This window comes from Leyella stercorea (genome assembly GCF_021531355.1).
Taxonomy (GTDB): Bacteria; Bacteroidota; Bacteroidia; order Bacteroidales; family Bacteroidaceae; genus Prevotella.
Genome location: NZ_JADYTS010000010.1, coordinates 37,679 through 61,005 on the forward strand (window position 1 = coordinate 37,679; position 23,327 = coordinate 61,005).

Sequence of the window (23,327 nt, forward strand, 5' to 3'; positions counted from 1 at the left end):
ATTGTGCATGTTCGCTTTTTTACATTACCTTTGCATCAACTTTGATTAAAAAACTAATTTGTTATGGTTAAAATCACATTTCCCGACGGTTCGGTTCGTGAGTACGAACAGGGCGTAACGGGGTTACAAATCGCCGAGAGCATTTCGCCGGCTCTCGCTCGCAACGTTGTATCTTGCGGTGTCAATGGCGAAACAGTGGAGCTTAACCGTCCTATCAACGAGGACGCTACCATCGCCCTTTACAAATTTGAGGACGAAGAGGGTAAGCACACTTTCTGGCACACATCTGCCCACCTTCTTGCCGAGGCTCTCAAGGAGCTTTATCCTGGCATCCAGTTCGGTTTCGGTCCGGCTGTTGAGAATGGTTTCTTCTACGACGTTATGCCTAAGGAAGGCGACGTCATCTCTGAGAACGACTTCCCGAGGATTGAGGCTAAGATGAAGGAGCTCGCCAAGAAGAACGAGCCGGTGGTTCGTCGCGAGGTGCCTAAGGCTGAGGCATTGGCTGAATTCCAGGCCGACGGTCAGACTTACAAGTGTGAGCACATTGAGCAGGATCTTGAGGACGGCACAATCTCAACATACACCCAGGGCAACTTCACCGACCTCTGCCGTGGTCCGCACCTTATGAACACTGGTGCTATCAAGGCTGTCAAGATTACAAGTGTGGCTGGTGCTTTCTGGCGTGGCGATGCCAAGCGCGACCAGATGACACGTATCTATGGCATCTCGTTCCCTAAGAAGAGCATGCTCGACGAGTATCTGCAGATGCTTGAGGAAGCCAAGAAGCGCGACCACCGTAAGATTGGTAAGGAGATGGAGCTCTTTATGTTCTCTGAGCGTGTAGGTAAGGGTCTGCCTATTTGGTTGCCTAAGGGCACCGACCTCCGTCTGCGTCTTCAGGACATGCTGCGCAAGCTCCTTAAGCCTTACAACTATCAGGAGGTTATCACTCCGGGTATCGGTGGCAAGAGTCTTTATGTTACATCAGGCCACTACGCTCATTATGGCAAGGATGCTTTCCAGCCTATTCACACACCAGAGGAGGACGAGGAGTATATGCTCAAGCCTATGAACTGTCCTCACCACTGCGAGGTATTCGCACGTAAGCCACGCTCGTACAAGGATCTGCCTTTGCGTATCGCAGAGTTCGGTACCGTATTCCGCTATGAGAAGAGTGGTGAGCTCCACGGTCTCACACGTGTACGTACCTTTACTCAGGACGATGCTCACCTCTTCGTACGTCCAGAGCAGGTAAAGCAGGAGTTTGAGAACATCATCGACATCATCCTCAAAGTGTTCAGCATCTTCGGCTTCAACAACTACGAGGCTCAGATTTCGCTCCACGATCCTAAGGATACCGAGAAGTACATCGGAAGCGAGGAGATTTGGGCTGAGTCGGAGAACGCTATCCGTGAGGCTTGCCGTGAGAAGGGTCTTGAGGTACACGAGGAAGTTGGCGAGGCTGCTTTCTATGGTCCTAAGCTCGACTTCATGGTTAAGGATGCCATTGGTCGTCGTTGGCAGCTTGGTACAATCCAGGTTGACTACAACCTCCCGCAGCGCTTCAAGCTGGAGTACACAGCCGAGGACAACTCTAAGCAGACTCCGGTTATGATCCACCGTGCTCCGTTCGGCTCTATGGAGCGCTTCACAGCTGTGCTCATCGAGCATACTGCTGGTCACTTCCCATTGTGGCTTACACCTGATCAGGTGGCTGTGCTGCCTATCTCGGAGAAGTACAACGAGTACGCCAAGGAGGTGCAGAAATTCCTCGACAAGCAGGGCGTTCGCGCTGTAGTCGATGACCGCAACGAGAAGATTGGCCGCAAGATTCGCGATAACGAGCTCAAGCGTGTACCTTACATGGTTGTTGTCGGCGAGAAGGAAGCTGCCGAGGGTCTTGTTTCAATGCGTAAGCAGGGTGGTGGCGAGCAGGCTACCATGACCAAGGAAGAGTTTGCAAAGCGCATTAACGACGAGGTTGCTGAGCAGCTCAAAGCTGCTGAGGAATAACTAAATGATATAATAAAATGTAAACACCAGAAAATTTGTTGTGCGTTCTTAGTGGAATACGTAACAAATTTTCTGGTGTTTTTTTGATAAATATCAAAAAAAATATTTTAATATACCTTTGTCTATCTGAAAAGATATACGATTACTTAACAGATTTTCCCTGTTTATCATAATGGGCGTTATAAATAACTCAGGCATTCTATTAGAACGGCATTCCCACAGCAAAATGGACTGACAAATCTCGTCTTAATTTAGGATTTATGATTGGATAATGTCCATTGGATGTAGTGTATGCAGGATTAATAGCTTTCATACCACAGTCGAGTCTTACAATGAAGTAATCAAAGTTGACCCGTAAACCTAATCCATATGCCACTGCAAGTTGTTTGAGAAATGTATCGAACTTGAACTGTCCTCCCGGCTGGTCCTTATAGTTCTTGAGTGTCCATATATTTCCTGCATCAATAAAGAAGGCGCCGTTAAATTTCCAGAATAATGCCGTACGCAATTCAACGTTCATGTCCAGTTTCATGTCACCAGTCTGGTTGATGAAGTCAATCTTGCCATCTGAACCGCGGAACTTTCCAGGACCGAGTTCCCTTACATTCCAACCTCTTACGGAATTGGCTCCACCCGAGAAGTATCTTTTCTCGAATGGCAGAATATTGCTGTTGCCATAAGGGAAAGCGATTCCAAGTCCGAAATGAAGCGCAAGTTGGTTTTTCACATCAAGTTGCAGAAGACGTGTGTAGTCGAAATCGCCCTTTACATATTGTGCGTAAGCAATCTTGAAGAGCGTGTATTGCCCATCAGAATTTTTCTTGGCTTTAGTAAGATGTGATATGGCATTCAGGACATTGCCTCCTACTTCAATATTTGTTCTAAATGCCTGGTTCTTATAGCTGTACGATATGTTTACGCCCGACTTCACAATAAACAGATCCTCATAGTTGTACTTGAGGATTGCGTTGCGATAATTGGTGTCGTCAAGATAATTGCTCTTGAATGTGGATGAAATCCAAGGCATGTGTACAAAGTTGATGTCAATAAGGTCGAAACGGTAAGACAGGCCATGCAGTCCCTTCCAGTAGTAACGCCATGCCGATGTAAGTACGCGACGATGAAACTCCGGACGGTTCTGCATGTTATAGCTGAACATAAGTTCCGACTTTGCGCTGTTGTCATAGCGCACATTTTGCGAGAGGAATGGAGCAATTATGCGCGGAAACGCCAGACGGGTCTCTACATTATACTCTATATAGTTCTGGTTCTGGTATCCGTCAAGCCCCTTAATTGCCTCATAGGCACCACGGAACTGTACGGAGAAGAGCTCGCTTCCCCTAAATATGTTGTTGTTGGAATAAGTCAATGTGGCAGCAGCGCCGAAGTCGCCTTCGGTATTGGTACCTTCTGGTTGGAAGGATATAGTATTGGGCTTACGTGTGCTTACCTTGATACCACAATCAAGCAGTCCGTCTTCCTCGTTCTCATCAAAGTGTATGTTGGTGAACCTTACAGCATTCAGACGAGAAAAATTGTTATATGTGTTCTGTACCTCGGCAGCCGAGAATTTGTTGCCTTCCTTTATTGTAGTATTGTTTTGTAATACGTTGGGACGCAATGCCATACGCTTGGAATTTACGGGAATAAAGTTTACTTTGTTTATAAAGTATTTTCTATGGTTTGTCTCCGGACTGTTGTTTGAAGCCTTATACTTATGTAGGTACATAGTGACATCTACCATACCTGGAGTAACAGTAGAGTCTACTTCAAATTTAATGAAGTCTTTATTGAACTTGTAATATCCCTCTTTGGTTAAAATGTTGGTTATGCGCTTGCGCTCGTCGTCGAGAGTCTGGATAGAGAATCGCATGCCACGCTTCAGATTCATGTCAAGCGCACCAAGGCTCTGCAACGTGTTGTGTACGCTGTCGTCCTCTATTACCACGTTGACCGAATCAATGGTATAGGAAATGCCAGGTATGGCCTTGTACTTAACTTCAACCTTACGACCTTTGCGCTTTACTGTATAGCTGGCTTTGGCATGGAGATATCCTTCAGACTGCAAATACATGACCATGTTATCACACGAAGCGGCAGCCTTAACTGAATCGTAAATGACCGGAGCCTCGCCCAATCCACGCAGAAACATGGTGCCCCATTGCGTGGAATCGCGCCCCGACATGCTGTACAGCGACAAGGGAACCTTGAACAGCGAAAACCACTTGGAATTGGGCCGTTGCTGTACATATGGCATAAGTGTAGAAGCCTTAACGTCGGATTGCTCACTTTCAATCTTTACGGCTTTAAGGAGATAGTCGTCGGCAGGCACAAACTTGGTAGTTGAGCACGAAGCTATGAACAGGACTACAATAAACGGCAGTGCAAGTATTTTGTTTAGAGATGATTGTCGTGACATAAAACATTGAAAAAACTTATGCAAAGATACTAATTTATTAATTAATATGCTTATCTTTGTCGAACAAATAGTAACTGACAAATAGAAAACGCCATAATGCTTAGCAAGAACAAGATAAAGTTTTTACACTCCCTGGATATGAAAAAGAACCGCGATGCGCAGCAATCCTTTGTAGCTGAAGGTCCGAAAATAGTGCACGACATAATGTCAAGACACAAAGACCAGCTGTCGGTAATTGCCGCGACTGAGGAGTGGTTTGCACAGGAACACGAACTTATGGCCGGCTTGCAATGCGAGAGAATCGTAGTTTCGTCCGACGAACTCACAAAAGTAAGTTTCCTGTGTCATCCACAACAGGTTATTGCGGTATTCAGGAAGTTTGCAGAAATGACTGCTGAGGAGTTGCCTTCACTTGCCGAAAAACTCACACTCGTACTTGATGGAGTGCAAGACCCAGGCAATCTGGGCACTATCATCCGCATAGCCGACTGGTTTGGCATTGAGGACATTATCTGCAGTAAGGACACGGTCGACGTGTACAATCCAAAGGTTGTGCAGGCCACGATGGGCAGCATTGTGCGAGTGAGAGTGTCGTATATGGACTTGAAGCAGCTTTTCGAAGCCATTCCCCCTACTCTACCAGTTTATGGTACACTTCTTGAAGGAAATAATATGTATTCAGAACAGCTGTCGCATAACGGCATAATAATAATGGGCAACGAAGGCAAAGGCATCTCGCCCCAAATCAGGCAATTCATAACCAAGCGATTGCGTATCCCCAACTATCCAGAAGGTCGTGACACAGCCGACAGTCTTAACGTAGCTGTTGCCACAGCTATAATATGCGCAGAATTTAGAAGAAGATAGTATGGAAAACGAAATGAAAAAGACCCGGATTCTCTTTATTGACAGAGACGGAACTATTGTAAAGGAACCTGCTGACGAACAGGTTGACAGCTTTGAGAAGCTGGATTTTGTTGAAGATGCTATAAGCAGCCTTAGATTCATACATGAGCACACGGATTTCATGTTTGTAATGGTAAGCAATCAGGACGGACTGGGTACGGATAGTTTTCCTACCGAGACCTTTCTGCCCGTACACAACTTCATAATAAAGACATTGGCAGCCGAGAACGTCGTGTTTGAAGCCCAACACATCGACGACCACTTCCCCGAGGACAACTCGCCCATGCGTAAGCCTGGGACGGGAATGCTGCGCGAATATATGAATAATGACAAGTATGATTTGGAGAATTCGTATGTGATTGGCGACCGCGAATCGGATGCCAGGCTTGCCGAAAACCTCGGCTGCAAGTCGCTTGTTCTCGGTCGTGACGGAATGACATGGCCTAAGATTGCCGAAATACTTTTTGCTGGCGAACGCACGGCTTCTGTAGAACGTGCCACTAAGGAGACTTCCATACGTATAGCTATGAACATCGACGGACACGGCAGATGCAACATAAACACGGGACTCGGATTCTTCGACCACATGCTCGAACAGATAGCCAAACACGGACAGGTAGATTTGGACATTGTGTGCAAGGGCGACCTGAATGTGGACGAACACCACACAATCGAGGATACAGCTATAGTACTCGGACAATGTATAGAGAAGTGTCTTGGCTCTAAACGAGGCATAGAGCGCTACGGTTTCTGTCTGCCCATGGACGATTGCCTTTGCCAGGTAGCACTCGACTTCGGCGGACGTCAATGGCTCAACTGGAATGCCGAATTCAAGCGCGAGCGCATAGGCGACATGCCTACCGAAATGTTCCTTCACTTCTTCAAGAGTCTGAGCGACGCTGCACACATGAATCTTGACATTGAGGCACGCGGTACAAACGAGCATCATAAGATAGAAGGAATATTCAAGGCCTTTGCACGCGCTCTGCACATGGCTGTACGACGCGACATCCACCACTTTGAATTGCCCTCTACAAAGGGTATGTTATAGAAAAACAGACAGAGTAATATGGAGAAGACACACGAGCATTTAATAATTGCTTGCGTCGGCACGAACGTCAACCATCAGTCGAACATAGCAAAAGCCAGAGAGATTCTTGACAGCACGTTCGCCGACTGCCGGTTCTCACGCGTCATGCTGACGCTTCCAATCGGAATGGGAAATACGAATGTACGCTTCGCCAATATGCTTGTAGTCTTCAATTCAACATTGGACACAGAGGAGGTCGTCAGCAAGCTGAAGCAAATAGAAAGGCAATGTGGCGACACACGTATGGCAAGAAGCCGAGGCGAAGTGATTATGGACATTGACTTGCTGAGATACGACGATGAACTTTTTCATCAGTCTGACTGGCAACGCCATTACATAAAGACGCTAATGGAAGAAATGCTACAAATACAATTAACGAATGTATAAACTACTATAATATTGAAACATATGAAAAAAATATTATTTGCCCTTGCACTTGCCGCGCTGGGCGCAACGGAATCGATGGGACAGAACAAGCCTCAGGAGATAAACTTTGCTGAGACCTTCCGTGACTCAACCCTACGCATCGACTACATTTTCTCGGGCAATGCTACCACACAACGCATCTCGCTCGACAAGTTGAACATGTCACCACGTTGGTATGGCAAGCGCAAGCATCTGGCACAACTACCTGTAGAAGGCAACGGACAGATAACAGTACGTAAGCACGGCACTTCAGAGGTGATTTACCGCAACTCGTTCTCTACACTCTTCCAGGAGTGGCAGTCGTATGACGAAGCCAAGACATCCGACAAGGCATTTGAGAACGTATTCCTTATCCCTATGCCGAACGAGAAGGTTGACGTAACTGTCGATCTGCGCAACAATCGCCATGAGATAACAGGAACAATGACGCACACAGTAGATCCTGCTGACATCCTTATCAGACATACAGGATTCAAGAACCGAACACCTTTCACTACGATACAGCAGGCAGCTGACACTACAAAATGCATCCATATTGCTTACGTAGCCGAAGGATACAAGCTGGACGAGATGAACGTGTTTATTGAGGATGCCAAGATTGCAACCGAAGCGTTGTTTGAGCATGAGCCTTTCAAGTCGATGCGCAACCGTTTCAATATCGTTGCTGTCGAGTCGCCTTCAGTAGACAGCGGAACGAGCGAGCCTTCAAAGGGCATTTGGCGCAATACTGCGCTTGGAAGCCATTTTGACACATTCTATTCCGACCGTTATCTTACAACGCTCAATCTCAAGAGTCTGCACGACGTACTGGCAGGTACTCCCTATGAGCACATCATCGTGCTTGTGAATACCAAGGAATACGGCGGAGGCGGCATCTTGAACTCGTACAACCTGTCTATGACCCACCATCCGATGTACAAGCAGGTCGTTGTGCATGAGTTCGGACACAGCTTTGCCGGACTTGCCGACGAGTACGCCTACGAACAAGAGCAAATACCTATGTATCCGCACGATGTGGAGCCATGGGAGAAGAACATAACAACTCTCGTTGACTTCCATGGCAAATGGGAGAATATGATTGAGAAAGGCAAGAAGACAAAGGCTCCTGATAATAAAATAGGTCTCTACGAAGGTGCCGGCTACAGTCTTAAGGGAGTGTATCGTGCTACGCCTGACTGTCGTATGCGCAGCAACGACGTTAAGGAATTCTGTCCGGCTTGCCAGAAGGCTCTACGCGAGCTTATCAACTTCTACACAGAATAGGAGCATATACAACATAATTGGACATAATAAGGGAGTGTCAAGACAAAAAGGTTTTAACACTCCCTCTTTTACAAACAGGATAATATAGAAATGACAAATCAATTTTCGCCATTAGTGTCCGAAGTTATTGCTTATAGCCGCGAAGAGGCAGCAAGACTCTCATGCAGCAGCGTCAGACCAGAACATCTGATGTTGGCTATTTTGCGTGAGCGTAAGAATCCGATGACGGGGATTCTTACAGACTTGGATATTAATGTACATGAATTAAAGCAAAGTATAGAGTCGTTGTCATCATCAGAATCCAAGGCACATGATGACATTCAGATTCAGGCAAACAATGTTACTTCGCTTGACGACAAGACCAATAATATATTGAAGCTCTCGGTTCTTGAAGCCCGATTGGCTCACTCACAAACCGTTAATGTCGAACATATTGTATTGGCCATTCTGCACGACAACGCCTCAAACGGCGTAAAGGCTGTACTCGGAAAATACGGAATAAACTATGAATTGGCAATGAAATATCTGCTGAAACCAAACTCTAAGACAACTGTAGACGGCATAGGGCTGTCAGAGGAAGAGGACGAAAATATGACAGGCCGAAACAGCCGACGTGGCGACAGTACTTCGTCAGCTGGAACAGCCGATATGAGCAAGACAAGTGGTAAGACCGGAACTCCTGTTCTTGACAAGTTTTCAACAGACTTGACAAAGGCCGCATCGGACGGAAAACTGGACCCCGTTGTAGGGCGTACTAATGAGATGCGACGCGTTACAGAGGTGCTATGTCGCCGCAAGAAGAACAATCCGATACTTATAGGCGAACCTGGAGTCGGCAAGAGTGCTATAGCCGAAGGGTTGGCTCAGCAGATTGCAAGCCGACACACGTCACCATTGCTGTTCAACAAGCGCATACTTCGACTCGACATGACCTCGATTGTAGCCGGTACAAAATACCGCGGACAGTTTGAGGAACGCATTCAAGCCCTGCTACGTGAATTGGAGGACAATCCCGACATAATTGTATTCATCGATGAAATTCACACTATTGTAGGCGCTGGCAGCACACCAGGGTCAATGGATGCAGCCAACATAATGAAGCCTGCACTTTCGCGCGGACTCATACAATGCATTGGAGCAACTACTCTCGACGAATATCGCAACTCGATTGAGAAGGACGGGGCCTTGGAGCGTCGCTTCCAGCGCATTATGGTAGAACCGAGTACAGCCGAAGAAACTCTCGAAATCCTCCATAATATCAAGGAGCGCTATGAGGACCATCATCACGTGCGCTATACAGACGAAGCCTTGAAGGCTTGTGTCGAACTTACCGGTCGGTACATAACCGGGCGTCAGTATCCCGACAAAGCAATAGACGCACTCGATGAGGTCGGTTCGCGTGTTCATCTGCAACATGCTGTCATTCCGCCAGCCATAGTCGACAAGGAAAAGGAAATTCGCCAGGCTGAGCAACTGAAACATGCTGCAGCAGCCGATCAGGACTTTGAACTTGCAGCAAGCTATCGCGACCGCCAATGCCAGCTTGAAGCCGAATTGAAGAGACTCAACGAAGAGTGGGCTACACACGATGACGGAAATCGCGAAACTATCGATTCTGCTGATGTAGCCAACGTCGTGTCTACAATGACAGGAATACCTTTGCAGCGCATCTCAGAGAAAGAGAGCGACCGTCTGCGCCGTCTTGGTGAATGTCTCAACAATTCGGTCATAGCTCAGGAGAAGGCTATCAACAAGGTTGTGAGAAGCATACAGCGCAACCGTATTGGTCTGGGCAGTCCCAACCGTCCTATAGGTGTGTTCATGTTCCTCGGGCCTACAGGTGTAGGCAAGACCTATCTGGCACAACGCCTTGCCGAAGAAATGTTCGGTACCAAGGATGCTATGATACGTATTGACATGAGCGAATATTCTGAGAAGTTCAACACCTCACGACTTGTTGGCGCTCCTCCGGGATATGTCGGCTATGGTGAGGGAGGACAGCTTACAGAGCGTGTACGTCGCCACCCCTACTCTATCGTATTGCTTGACGAAATAGAGAAGGCTCATGGCGATGTGTTCAACCTCTTGCTGCAAGTGCTCGACGAAGGTCGTATGACCGATGGTAACGGACGAATTGTCGACTTCCGCAACACCATAATCATCATGACTTCAAATGCCGGTACACGCCAGCTCAAGGACTTCAGCCATGGAATAGGTTTCAACGCTATTTCTATAAACGGAGCAGCCAACGAGCAATCGAAAGAATATGCCCGCTCTATCATTCAGAAGGCTCTCTCGCGTCAGTTTGCCCCAGAGTTTCTGAATCGTCTTGACGAGATAATCACATTCGACCAGCTTGACGCTAAGGCCATAAGAAGAATTGTTGATGTAGAACTTGACAAATTCATCAAGCGCATCTCAAAGAACGGATATGCTGTGACTGTAACAGATGCAGCAAAAACATTCCTTGCTACGAAGGGTTACGATTCTCAGTTTGGAGCACGTCCGCTTAAGCGAGCTATTCAAACTTATGTAAAGGATGAAATTTGCGAGAAGATTCTGTTTGGCGAGATTAATGCAGGCGATGCTATCGTTGTTGACAAGAAATCCGATGAAGAAAAGTTGACTGTAGAGAAAGCCAACAAGGAATAGCTTACAGCAGAGAAATATAACAAAATGTATAAGAACAAGAAAAGGGGACGCATATTCTGCGCCCCCTTTATTATTGAACATATATTGTTCTTACTGTTCCTTCTGCGGCAAGTGGAACTCGTACGACTTGTCGAATACCTGGCTGACCTTATTGATTTCCAAGAAAGTGGTGCCAGTAGGATTGCCAAATCCGAAGCTGCCGCTAAGGTACGCAATCTTGTCGTCGAGCGTAATGTAACCCTTCTGACGAAGCATACGCAAGGCTGCAATAAACATATATTCAGCCGAAGCCTGCTCTTTCTGATGGATAGGAATTACGCCATAGCTAAGATTGAGCCAACGCTGGGTCTTCTCCTTATAGCATATTGCGAGTACCGGATTCGGTCCGCGGAATGCAGCAAGATGACGTACGGTCTCACCTGTAAGCGAATCAGTTATGATACCAGCCACACCAATACGACGAGTGGCATCGATAGCAGCATGAGCAAGAAATTCGCGCTGCGAGCAATTTTCGTTCATCGGCACTTCCCACTCTCCCATAGCGTTGCGGTCCTTCTCAGCCTGCTCGGCGATGGCAGCCATTGTCTTAACTGCTTCAAGAGGATACTTACCGCTGGCAGTTTCGCCCGAAAGCATAAGGGCATCTGTGTAAGAGTAGATAGCATTGGCGATATCTGTAACTTCAGCACGTGTAGGGCGCGGATTCTTAATCATGGTGTGAAGCATCTGTGTAGCCACTATTACCGGCTTCTTCATCATCACACACTTGCGAATAATCTGGCGCTGAATGCCTGGAATGCGCTCTATTGGCACCTCAATGCCAAGGTCGCCACGGGCAATCATTATACCGTACGAAGCGTCAATAATCTCCTCAATATTGTCAACACCTTCCTGGTTCTCAATCTTCGAAATGATTTTGATGTCGCTATTGTGCTCGTCAAGAATCTTCTGAATTGCCAGAACGTCGGCTGCTGAGCGCACAAACGAATGGGCAATGAAGTCAATGTCTTCTTCAATAGCAAGCAGAATATTCTGGCGGTCTTTCTCGGTAATTGCAGGCAGAGCGATGTGTTCGCCCGGAACATTTACGCTCTTGTGTGCACCGAGCACTCCGTCGTTCTGCACCTGTGCTACAAGCATCGGACCTACATTTTCGACAACAAGCATATCAAGCTCGCCATCATCAAAAAGTACATGGTCGCCTTCCTTAACATCTTTAGCGAAGTCTGGATACGACACGTTTACGATGTCGTGTGAAGTGTCCATCTCCGGGCGTCCGAAAATCTTCACCATGTCACCAGTCTTGTATTCTATAGGCGACTCAACACCTGTCGTGCGCACCTCAGGGCCCTTGGTGTCAATCATAAGTGCGATGTGTGGCGATACAGCTCGCACATTCCGTATTATAGTACGTATCCCGTCTGGAGTGGCGTGTGCCGTGTTCATACGCACTACATTCATGCCCGCAAAGAAAAGTTTGCGGATGAAGTCAACGTCACAACGGCGGTCACTAATAGAAGCAACAATCTTTGTCTGTTTCATTACCTGTATGTATAAATGTGTTTTTGATATTCTCTTGTGCAAAGTTACGGAATTTTGAGCACATTTTTGATTTATGCAATCAAAATATTTTTTTATTTGTAGCAAATTAGCTTTGCTCTTGTTTGTTATCATTCTTTTCATCATAAGTTATGATTGTGCAGATTGAAGATAATGACTAATTTTGCAACCGTTAAACAAATTAAATCATGTAAAAGAATTGTAGATGGATTCAAAACTCTGTGTATTTTCAGCTCTATGCTTTCTGCCATCAATGGCAGTAGCCGACAGCTTCAACTTTAACGAAAAACACCTATCTGACACTTCCCGTGTCTACGACATCGACGAGGTAATAGTAGCCTCTCGCCCCAAAGACATTCAACGATTGCGCCGCCAAGCCGTCAGCTCAACATCGCTTTCGGCAAGCACTCTCAGCTCATTTGCAGCACGCGACTTAAGGGACGTTTCTTCAAGAGTCCCCTCGTTTGTAATGCCAGCTTATGGCTCGCGCTACACATCATCTGTATATGTGCGTGGTATCGGAGCCAGAGTCAACAGCCCTGCCGTTGGCATGTATGTAGACGATATACCCCTGGTAAGCAAGAGTGCCTTCAACACCCATATCTACGACATCAGTCGTATTGATATGCTTCGCGGTCCGCAAGGCACGCTCTACGGACAGAATGCCGAGGGAGGATTAATAAGGATTTACACCAAGAGTCCGTTGTACTATCAAGGTACAGATGTACAGATGAGTATTGGAAACCATTTCTGGCGCATGGCACAGCTTAGCCATTATGGCAAGGCTGAAGGATTGGGAGCATATTCTGTATCTGCTTTCTATAACGGACAGAATGGATTTCAACACAACCAAGCTACGGGCAAGCGTGCCGACAACGGAAACGAGGCAGGAGCACGTCTGAAGCTGATCCGCCAGCAGACAGCCCGCACTATGATTTCGCTCACAGCCGACTATCAATGGGTGCGACAGAACGGATTTGCATACGGCGAATACGACGTGGCCACAGGTCGCGCCCAAGACCCTTCTACCAATCTGCCCAACAACTATCGTCGCCATCTGCTCTCGGTAGGACTTAACGTCAACTACAAGGGTCGTAATGCCGACATCAATTCTACCACGAGCTATCAGTATCTGAACGACAATATGCAGATGGACCAGGACTATACGGCACTCGACTTTATGCAGCTGCACCAACGCCAGCTCATGAATGCCGTGACACAGGAATTTGCCATCAAGAATCATGACGATAACCGTTGGCGTCGTGTCACAGGTGCCTTCTTCAGCTACCAATGGCTCCATACTGACGGACCTGTAGGATTTGGCGAGAGTATGACCGGACCGATGGGAAATGCAATAGCCGGACAGATTTATAATAGCAAACTTAATAAATTGATAGCAAGTGGAATGACTGAGAGCGAAGCCAAGAACAAAATAAAAGAAGAAGGTGGCATAAGCATGAACATTGGTGTAGATGTCCCTGGTCTGTTCCATACACCTCAGCTAAATGCGGCCCTGTTTCATGAGTCGACTCTACAGCTGTCCAACCGTTTGAGGGCTACTCTCGGATTGCGCTACGACCTCTCGCGCACTTCAATCCATTACGACACTCGTGCCATAATGACAATGGATGCCAACATCATGGGACAGAAGCCTTCGAACACTCTCACTTCCCACCTTGACAGCCGTACACACAACACATTCAATCAGTTGCTGCCAAAGTTGTCATTCACATATGATTTAGGCAAAGTCTCGCAGTCAAATGGTGGAGAAATCGGCAACCTTTACGCTTCGGTAAGCAAGGGCTACAGGGCTGGAGGCTACAACATACAGATGTTCTCGGACATTCTGCAGACCGAACTCATGGCAAACCGCATGAAGGCAATGAAGGGAAGCTACGACATCCCCCACTCTGCCGACGACTACTCAAAGGTGAACAATACTATATCATACAAGCCTGAGGAGAGCTGGAACTATGAAGCGGGTGCCCACCTCAATCTCTTCAATCAGGCTGTCCATCTTGACCTCTCTGCCTACTACATGCAGATAAAGAACCAGCAACTATCTGTAATGGCAGGTACATACGGATTCGGAAGAATGATGGTCAATGCAGGTCGTAGCCGTAGTTTTGGTGGCGAAATGACTCTACGCGGAAGTTCGTTCAACAACGCTCTTGCATGGGCTGTGGCATACGGCTATACTAATGCCACATTCCGCAACTACAACGATGGCGAGAACGACTATAGAGGTAATAGAGTGCCGTTCGCTCCAGAACACACTCTCTCGGCAAATGCCGACTATACAATACTTCCACAGCAGTCATTTCTGAAGAGCGTAGTGATAGGTGCAGGTACTACAGCCCAGGGCGAAATCTATTGGGACGAGGCTAACAGCTACAAACAGAAGTTCTATGCCCTCCTTAACGCTCACGCCAAGTTCGGGTTCAAGCATTTTACAGTAAACCTGTGGGCAAAGAACCTTACCAACACACGTTATTGTACGTTTGCCATGGACAGTTCGGCATCGCGCACCAAGCGCTATTTCGGCCAAAAGGGAGCACCTATAACATTTGGCGCCGACTTTAATTTCAGTTTTTAAAAACCAAACAATAGTCCGGAATTGAGAACTAATCATTACAAGTTTTCAATTCCGGACTTTCAATTCAGAGCATTTCATTACCACATATCAGCCATTCGCTTGTGAGGCACCAAGACAATCTCGGTAGGAATTTTGAGCCACTTGCGATTCACCACAATCTTTAGTCGGCTTCCGCCAGTCTGCTTCAGCACATACGTATTGTCCTTAGGATTGTAAGTGAGCGTAGCTGTAAGGTCTTCCGACCCGTAATCGTTGATAATTTCCAACTCGGCCTTGTTCTTGCCCACAATCTTGGCATCGGTCACAAGCCATTTACGTGAGTCGCGCAACGCCCCGAAGAATCCAGGAACCGTCCCGAACACGTCCTGTCCAGGGACGCTAATATTAGCCTCATACAGATTCACGTCCATATACACCTTATACTCGTCGTTGTATATATAAGTGTGGAATACTTGGTTGGAATTTACGTTTTGTGCTGCTCCGACAAGTATGGAGGCCATCGCAAGTAAAAGCATAAGAAATCGTTTCATGTTTTTTTATTCTGTTTTTATGGAAAAATATACAATTGTTAATATAACATTTGTCTGCACAACGGCAATTTTTGCCCTATAGCAATGCAAATATAACGAATTCAAATCAAGAATAGATGTAAAAAACGAAAAAAAAGGCAGAAACCCTCGTGTTTTTGCTTTTAATATACTATTTTTGCAGCAAATATTTAACTTTTTTATGAAAAAAGAGAGACTATTTCCTGATTATATTTTTGAGTCAAGTTGGGAAGTTTGCAACAAAGTAGGTGGTATTTATGCAGTTCTTTCCACCCGTGCAAAGACCCTTAAAGAGAAGCTTGGCGACAATTTGGTTTTCATCGGTCCCGATTGTTGGGGCGAGAAGCAAAGCCCGTATTTTGAGGAAGACCCCACACTTCTTAAGCCTTGGCGTACAGCAGCAGCCAAACAAGGTCTTAACATAAAGATAGGTCGCTGGACTGTTCCTGGCAATCCCGTAGCCGTTTTGGTTGACTTCCAGCCTTATTTCGCCAAAAAGGACGAAATATATGGCGAATTGTGGGAGAAATACCACGTTGACAGCCTTCACGCTTATGGCGACTACGACGAAGCCTCTATGTTCTCGTATGCAGCAGCACTCGTAGTGGAGAGCTATTACAATTATTACATAAGCAAGAAGAAGCGTGCCAACAAGACCATATACCATGCCAATGAATGGATGACCGGTTTGGGCGCTCTATATATCAACGACCGTCTGCCGCAAGTTGCCACAATCTTTACTACACATGCTACAAGCATCGGACGAAGCATCGCTGGCAACAACAAGCCACTTTATGAATATCTTGAAGCTTACAACGGCGACCAGATGGCTGACGAGCTCAATATGCAGAGCAAGCAATCAATCGAAAAGCAGACAGCTGCCCATGTAGATTGCTTCACCACCGTGAGTGAGATTACTGCACGCGAGTGTGCCGAACTGCTCGACAAGCCTGTTGATGTGGTTCTGCCTAACGGATTTGAAGACGACTTCGTACCGCAGGACAAGGCTTTCGACCGCAAGCGCGAGGCTGCACGCAAGCGTCTGCTCGACATCACACGCGCCCTCACAGGCGACGAAGTAGCCGACGACGCTATAATAATCTCTACAAGCGGACGCTACGAGTGGCGCAACAAGGGAATTGATGTATTCATCGAAGCTGTAAATCGTCTGCGTCTTTCTGCCGACGAGCTTAACAAAGAGATTGTAGCATTCATTGAGGTGCCGGCTTGGGTCAACTGCAAGCGCGACGACCTTGCCGAACGTCTTGAAAAGATGGCTCAGGGCGAAAAGTTTGACACTCCGCTCGACACTCCGGTCATCACACATTGGCTCAACGAGCAGCAGAACGACCGCGCATTGGGCATGATGAACTGGCTCGGAATGCACAATCAGAAGGGCGAGAAGGTGAAGCTCATCTTCATACCTTGCTATCTGACTGGCGACGACGGCATAGTCAACCTATCATACTTTGACGTAATACTCGGCAACGACCTCTGTGTCTACCCGTCATACTACGAGCCTTGGGGCTACACTCCGCTTGAGGCCGTGGCATTCAAGGTGCCATGTATTACTACCGACCTTGCAGGTTTCGGACTTTGGGCACACTCTGAATGCGGAGGCAAGTCGACGATAGACAATGGCGTGGAGGTAATCCATCGTACCGATTACAACTACAATGAGGTGGCAGACGACATCAAGCAGACTGTCATTAAGTATGCCAATGCGACCAAGGCCAAGCAGACACGCATGCGCAACAACGCACGCTCTTTGTCTGAGAAGGCTCTTTGGACACATTTCATTGAGTATTATTACAACGCTTACGACTTTGCCTTGCGCAAGGCTGAAGCAAGAAAAGAGAAATAATAAATATCAAATTATAAATAAGAAAATCTATGAAAATTAAAGCAGATTACGCTAACGCTCCTCAATGGAAGGAGGTTACAATCAAGTCTACACTTCCTGCTGAGCTGAAGTGTCTTGATGAGCTCGCACACAACATGTGGTGGGCATGGAACTATGAGGCTCGCGACATGTGGAAAAGCCTTGACAAAGACCTCTATGAGGAGGTTGGCCACAACCCTGTAATGCTTCTCGATCGCTTGAGCTACGAGCGCAAGGAGGCTATTGTTAAGGACAAGGCCATCATGGAGCGCGTTAAGGCTGTATACAAGAAGTTCCGCGAGTATATGGACGTTGCTCCTGACGCAACACGTCCTTCTGTGGCTTACTTCTGTATGGAGTATGGTATCAACCAGGTTGTCAAGATCTACTCAGGTGGTCTTGGTATGCTCGCCGGCGACTACATGAAAGAGGCTTCTGACTCTAACGTAAACATGTGTGGTGTTGGTTTCCTCTATCGCTATGGCTACTTCAAGCAGACTCTGTCTATGGACGGCCAGCAGATTGCCCAGTACGATGCCCAGAACTTCAACTCTCTCCCCGTAGAGCGTGTTCTCGATGAGAACGGCCAGCCTTTGGTAGTTGACGTTCCATATATGAACTATCAGGTTCACGCTTACGTATGGGTAATGAACGTAGGTCGTATCAAGCTCTACTTGCTCGATACCGACAACGAGCTTAACTCAGAGTTTGACAAGCCTATCACACACGCCCTCTATGGTGGCGACAACGAGAACCGCTTGAAGCAGGAGATTCTGCTCGGTATCGGTGGTATGCTCACTCTCAAGAAGCTCGGTATCAAGAAGGACATCTACCATTGCAACGAGGGTCACGCAGCTCTCTGCAACCTCCAGCGTCTTATCGACTACATCAACGAGGGAATGTCGTTCAACGAGGCTCTCGAGCTCGTTCGCGCTTCTTCACTCTATACTGTTCACACTCCGGTACCTGCTGGTCACGACTACTTCGACGAGTCGCTCTTCGGCAAGTACATGGGCGGTTATCCTCAGATGCTTGGCATCTCTTGGGACGAATTCATCGGCATGGGCCGTACAAATCCTGACGACCACTCAGAGCGCTTCTGTATGTCTACCTTCGCTTGCAACACATGCCAGGAGGTTAACGGCGTAAGTAAGCTCCACGGCTGGGTAAGCCAGCGCATGTTCGCTCCTATCTGGAAGGGCTACTATCCTGAGGAGAGCCACGTAGGCTATGTAACCAATGGTGTTCACTTCCCGACATGGACAGCTACAGAGTGGCGCAAGGTTTACGACAAGTACTTCGACAAGACATTCCTCAGCGACCAGTCTAATGAGAGCATCTGGCACTCTATCTACAACGTACCCGATACTGAGATCTGGGAGACACGTATGGCTCTTAAGAAGAAGCTCGTTGACTACATCCGTGAGAAGTTTGCTGCAACATGGCTCAAGAACCAGGGCGATCCTTCACGCGTAGTGACATTGCTCGAGAGCATCACTCCTAACGCTCTCTATATCGGCTTCTGCCGTCGTTTCGCTACTTACAAGCGTGCTCACCTTCTCTTTACCGACCTTGAGCGTCTGTCTAAGATCGTGAACAATCCGGAGCGTCCGGTTAAGTTCATCTTCTCTGGTAAGGCTCACCCGGCTGATGGTGCAGGTCAGGGCTTGATTAAGCGCATCTTCGAGATTAGCCAGCGTCCTGAGTTCCTCGGCAAGATTATCTTCCTTGAGGATTACGACATGGAGCTTGCACGTCGCCTTGTTTCAGGTGTTGATATCTGGATGAATACTCCGACACGTCCTCTTGAGGCTTCTGGTACATCAGGCGAGAAGGCAGAGATGAATGGTGTTGTTAACCTCTCAGTACTCGACGGCTGGTGGGTAGAGGGTTATCGTCAGGGTGCAGGTTGGGCTCTCAAGCAGGAGCGCACATACCCGAACCAGGGTTACCAGGATCAGCTTGATGCAGCTACAATCTACTCTCTCCTTGAGAACGAGATTCTGCCGCTCTTCTACAACCGCAACGAACAGGGCTTTAGCGAGGGATGGATCAAGACCATCAAGAACTCTATCGCCACTATCGCTCCTCATTATACAATGAAGCGTCAGCTTGACGACTACTATGATAAGTTCTACAACAAGGAGGCTGCCAACTTCAAGAAGCTTTCTGCCAATAACAACCGCCTCGCCAAGGAGCTTGCTTCATGGAAGGAGACTGTTGCTCAGCGTTGGGATTCTATCCGCGTAGTAAGCAAGGACGATTCTGTTCTCTATGGAGCTGAGACTGGCAAGAAGTACACTCTGCGCTACGTTATTGACGAGCAGGGCTTGAACGACGCTATCGGACTTGAGCTTATTTCTATCAAGACCGACAAGAATGGCGAGGAGCACATCTTCTCTAAGCGTGAGTTTGAGGTTGTAGCCCACGAAGGCAACAACTATACATTCGAGGCTACATTCGAGCCTGACGTAGCCGGTACATTCAAGAGCTGCGTACGTATGTATCCGAAGAATGAGAACCTCGTTTATCGTGAGGACTTCTGCTACGTTAAGTGGCTCGACTAATCACAATAGACTATATAATATTAATCCCGAAGAAGTTCCAAACGGAATGCCTTCGGGATTTTTATATTATCAATAAATATTATTAATCAATTTCCTTCCCCTACTTTTCAATCGAAATAGTAAGTACTTGAGTAGTAGTGGTTGTTGTACGACAACGATTGTCGGTACGTTCGCCTACCAACCATACAATCTTGCCACTGGCGTCAGTAACAACTAACTGACGACGCTTGTCAAAGATAGAACGTTTGCGATCGGTCAAGAAGTCGCTCACCAGTTTGGTGTGGTTCATGCCAAAAGGCGTAAAACGGTCGCCATCAGCAATATTACGCACGGTAAGAGGCCACTTTAACGACTTAGCATCTAATGTAACAGTATTCGGACTAGTACTTGGTTTGAAATCATCAGAAACCGTCATAATGTGAAAATCAAATCTTACACCCTCGGCAAGAGTATAAAGTCCTTGTTCGGGAATTTTCTTATTGAGAACATGGACTCCATAATCAAGTGGTTGGATTATTAGACTATCACGATTGAAGCAGAGCTCATGAGTGGTCGATGCAAACAAACGAGTACGTTCAGACGGTTGATTGATAACAGCATACACCATTTCTACTTGCGACGAAGTGAAACCGCAAGGACTGAGAATATGAAACAAAACGCTCTCTGCCGATACTTGTGCCAACAGACGTGAAATGCTCACTGACAATGGAGCAACAACCGGACAAGCCATATCAACAGCCAACTTAACGGATTCAGGATTTTGACCTATCACATCAAAAATCGCTCTATTAATAGCGTTGTCGTAAATGTTAACTGCTTCGCCTACACGTAAAGAAGTCTCAAATATCGACTGTGACACATTTGGATTGAGCTGTTGCAGCAATGGCATCAATTCGAGTCGTATCTTGTTGCGCTTCACATCAGGTACGAGATTGGTGCTGTCAGTGACGAAGGTCTGATTGAGAGAATCAAGAAAGCCGACAATGTCGTGACGGCTTATGGAAAGTAGTGGACGCAAAATATACCCGTTACGAGGCTGAATGCCACGCAATCCACGTATTCCGGTACCACGCACAAGATTGAGCAGTACCGTCTCCACACTGTCGTCACGATGATGGGCCACACAAATACCATCTGCATCAATGTCACGGCGCAGACGTTCAAAATAATCGTAGCGCAAACGACGTGCAGCCATCTCTATGCTCACATGATGCAGCAAAGCATATTCACGAGTGTCAAAATGAATGAGATGGAGAGGAATATCGTATGAGACACAGAGATTCTTGCAGAAGTTTTCGTCGCGATCAGACTCATTGCCACGCAAACGGAAATTGCAATGGGCAGCTTCAAGTTGCATGTTCCACTCGCCAGCAAGTCGCTTCATAACGAGCAGTAGTGCAACGCTGTCGGCACCTCCCGACAATGCTACAATATATTTACCACCCTCAACAAACAAAGAGTGTGCGGAAGCAAACGCCCGCACACTACCTATGAAATTATTCTGTCCTATGTTGTTCAAAATACTGATATTTTAATAGATTTACTCTACATACAGTACCAATCCCTTCAGATACTCACCCTCTGGATGGTAGATGTTTATGGGATGGTCGGCAGGCTGGTGAATCTGATGAAGGATGCGCACCTTGCGGTTGGCCTGTACAGCAGCTGTAAAGACAGCATTTCGGAAATTCTCCTTTGATACTATCTGCGAGCAACTGAATGTGAATAGTATTCCACCAGGTTTGATGCGCTGTAATCCCTTCACATTAAGACGTGTGTAACCCTTAAGTGCGTTACGCAAAGCTGCACGATGTTTAGCAAAGGCAGGCGGGTCGAGTACAATAAGGTCGTACATCTTATCGTTGGCATCAAGATATTTGAAAGCATCCTCACAAAATGCTGCATGACGTTCATCACCAGGGAAGTTCATCGCGATGTTCTTATTGGTGAGTTCTATTGCCTTTGCACTGCTATCTACTGAGTGTACAAGCTTAGCACCACCACGCATCGCATACACTGAGAAACCTCCTGTGTAGCAGAACATATTGAGTACAGAGCGACCACGTGAGTAAGTCTCAAGCAGATGACGGTTTTCACGCTGATCGACAAAGAAGCCCGTCTTCTGCCCCTTAAGCCAGTCAATATGGAAGTTGAGTCCGTTCTCCATAGCTACGTCGCTGCCCATAGATCCGTAGATAAATCCGTTCTCATGCTCGATGTCAGCTTTAAACGGCAGTGTGGTTTCACTCTTGTAGTAGACATTGGCTATTTCGCCACCAGCAACTTTAACAAGCGCCTCACAAATCTCATTACGATAGACATGCATTCCTACCGAATGGGCCTGCATCACAGCAGTGTCACCATAACAATCGATAATCAGTCCCGGCAAATTGTCACCCTCGCCATGTACCAGTCGGAATGTGTTGTTGTTCTCACGTCCAATTAGCCCTATAGCCTTTCGCATCTCCCAAGCCGAACTTAGACGTGACTCCCAAAACTCTGCATCAATTTCAACATCACGGAATGAGAGCACTCGTACAGCAATACTGCCTATTTGGAACATACCGACAGCAATAAAATCACCCGACGCAGTGATAACACGTACCAACTCGCCTTCCTCCACACCTTCATCCACATTAGCTACGGCTCCGGAGAATATCCAAGGATGAAAGCGCTTCAGACTCTCTTCCTTGCCTTTTTTCAAATATAGTTTCTTATACATATTCACTACTGTCCCGTTAAAGTGGACTAATCGCTCTTTGAATTAATTGAAATACAGTCTTTTGCAAGAGATTTCAAGGGTGCGATGATTTGATTTTGTACTTTTGCAGTTATCTATAACACTGCACGATGAACAAAGACAAATACGTTTTCGCCCAATTGATAGAATTTCTCGACAATAACAAGTTTCGCCATTTGGTTGACAAATATGATGGAAACCGCTATGTGAAGCATTTCACTTGTTGGAATCAATTGCTTGCAATGATGTTTGGGCAACTGAGCAATCGAGAGGGTGCGAGATCTGATTGTTGCTTTTGAAGCACATAGAACAAAGCAATACCATCTTGGATTAGGGCGTAAGCCTATTGCGAAAACGACATTTGCTTCTGCCAATCAGAATCGTGACTACCGTATCTTTGAAGACTTTGCTTTCTATATTATGGAGCAGGCCAGAAAGAAACGTGTGACAGATATCTTCAAGTTGCAAGGCAATGTGTATGCTTTCGACTCAACGACCATTCCTTTGTGTTAGTCTGTCTTCTGGTGGGCAAAGTTCCGTAAGAAGAAGGGAGGAGTAAAAGCACATGTGCTATATGACCTCGAATCTTAGGTCCCAGCTTTCTTCCACATCTCTACAGCATCAGTTTACGACTCAAAGGCAATGAAGGAAATTCCTTATGA

14 protein-coding genes and 1 pseudogene are annotated in these 23,327 nt (G+C 46.8%); 10 read left to right on the top strand and 5 right to left on the bottom strand.

Going from position 1 to position 23,327, the window contains the following annotated elements; all coding sequences use genetic code 11:
- The first annotated feature begins 63 nt into the window (after positions 1 to 63).
- Complete coding sequence (thrS, locus tag I6E38_RS04325) at positions 64 to 2,016, top strand: threonine--tRNA ligase (RefSeq protein ID WP_235392861.1); 1,953 nt, start codon at positions 64 to 66, stop codon at positions 2,014 to 2,016.
- A 202-nt stretch (positions 2,017 to 2,218) separates the two neighbouring features.
- Here the strand turns inward: thrS and tamL are convergent, their stop codons facing one another.
- The gene (gene tamL, locus I6E38_RS04330; protein WP_235392862.1) at positions 2,219 to 4,435 is read right to left on the bottom strand and encodes a translocation and assembly module lipoprotein TamL; all 2,217 of its coding nucleotides are present in this window, start codon (positions 4,433 to 4,435) and stop codon (positions 2,219 to 2,221) included.
- A 96-nt stretch (positions 4,436 to 4,531) separates the two neighbouring features.
- On the opposite strand from tamL, the gene I6E38_RS04335 reads away from it, so the two are divergent.
- From I6E38_RS04335 to I6E38_RS04355, 5 genes are all read left to right on the top strand, one after another.
- Positions 4,532 to 5,302, top strand: coding sequence for an RNA methyltransferase (locus I6E38_RS04335; protein ID WP_235392863.1), 771 nt, complete (start codon positions 4,532 to 4,534; stop codon positions 5,300 to 5,302).
- 13 nt (positions 5,303 to 5,315) lie between these two features.
- On the top strand, positions 5,316 to 6,392 hold the full coding sequence (gene hisB, locus I6E38_RS04340; RefSeq protein ID WP_235392864.1) for a bifunctional histidinol-phosphatase/imidazoleglycerol-phosphate dehydratase HisB: 1,077 nt from the start codon (positions 5,316 to 5,318) through the stop codon (positions 6,390 to 6,392).
- A gap of 18 nt (positions 6,393 to 6,410) precedes the next feature.
- Positions 6,411 to 6,818, top strand: coding sequence for a 2-amino-4-hydroxy-6-hydroxymethyldihydropteridine diphosphokinase (locus I6E38_RS04345; protein WP_235392865.1), 408 nt, complete (start codon positions 6,411 to 6,413; stop codon positions 6,816 to 6,818).
- 21 nt (positions 6,819 to 6,839) lie between these two features.
- Complete coding sequence (locus I6E38_RS04350; RefSeq protein ID WP_235392866.1) at positions 6,840 to 8,120, top strand: M64 family metallopeptidase; 1,281 nt, start codon at positions 6,840 to 6,842, stop codon at positions 8,118 to 8,120.
- Between the two features lie 90 nt (positions 8,121 to 8,210).
- On the top strand, positions 8,211 to 10,772 hold the full coding sequence (locus I6E38_RS04355) for an ATP-dependent Clp protease ATP-binding subunit (protein ID WP_235392867.1): 2,562 nt from the start codon (positions 8,211 to 8,213) through the stop codon (positions 10,770 to 10,772).
- 90 nt (positions 10,773 to 10,862) lie between these two features.
- Here I6E38_RS04355 and pyk read toward each other — a convergent pair whose 3' ends face one another.
- Complete coding sequence (gene pyk, locus I6E38_RS04360; protein ID WP_235392868.1) at positions 10,863 to 12,314, bottom strand: pyruvate kinase; 1,452 nt, start codon at positions 12,312 to 12,314, stop codon at positions 10,863 to 10,865.
- A gap of 223 nt (positions 12,315 to 12,537) precedes the next feature.
- Here pyk and I6E38_RS04365 point away from each other — a divergent pair, with 223 nt between their 5' ends.
- A complete protein-coding gene (locus I6E38_RS04365) occupies positions 12,538 to 14,928 on the top strand; it encodes a TonB-dependent receptor (RefSeq protein ID WP_235392869.1) in 2,391 nt (796 codons plus the stop codon).
- Between the two features lie 77 nt (positions 14,929 to 15,005).
- Here the strand turns inward: I6E38_RS04365 and I6E38_RS04370 are convergent, their stop codons facing one another.
- Complete coding sequence (locus I6E38_RS04370; RefSeq protein WP_235392870.1) at positions 15,006 to 15,458, bottom strand: hypothetical protein; 453 nt, start codon at positions 15,456 to 15,458, stop codon at positions 15,006 to 15,008.
- A gap of 199 nt (positions 15,459 to 15,657) precedes the next feature.
- On the opposite strand from I6E38_RS04370, the gene I6E38_RS04375 reads away from it, so the two are divergent.
- Both I6E38_RS04375 and glgP read left to right on the top strand, forming a co-directional pair.
- Positions 15,658 to 17,340, top strand: coding sequence for a glycogen/starch synthase (locus I6E38_RS04375; protein ID WP_235392871.1), 1,683 nt, complete (start codon positions 15,658 to 15,660; stop codon positions 17,338 to 17,340).
- A gap of 29 nt (positions 17,341 to 17,369) precedes the next feature.
- Complete coding sequence (gene glgP / locus I6E38_RS04380) at positions 17,370 to 19,925, top strand: alpha-glucan family phosphorylase (RefSeq protein ID WP_235392872.1); 2,556 nt, start codon at positions 17,370 to 17,372, stop codon at positions 19,923 to 19,925.
- A gap of 100 nt (positions 19,926 to 20,025) precedes the next feature.
- Here the strand turns inward: glgP and tilS are convergent, their stop codons facing one another.
- The gene (tilS, locus tag I6E38_RS04385; protein ID WP_235392873.1) at positions 20,026 to 21,444 is read right to left on the bottom strand and encodes a tRNA lysidine(34) synthetase TilS; all 1,419 of its coding nucleotides are present in this window, start codon (positions 21,442 to 21,444) and stop codon (positions 20,026 to 20,028) included.
- A 21-nt stretch (positions 21,445 to 21,465) separates the two neighbouring features.
- Positions 21,466 to 22,647 (bottom strand): class I SAM-dependent rRNA methyltransferase, encoded by a 1,182-nt coding sequence (locus I6E38_RS04390; RefSeq protein ID WP_235392874.1) that lies wholly within the window; start codon positions 22,645 to 22,647, stop codon positions 21,466 to 21,468.
- A gap of 128 nt (positions 22,648 to 22,775) precedes the next feature.
- On the opposite strand from I6E38_RS04390, the pseudogene I6E38_RS15435 reads away from it, so the two are divergent.
- Positions 22,776 to 23,327: pseudogene (locus tag I6E38_RS15435) on the top strand (DUF4372 domain-containing protein); the annotation flags it as partial.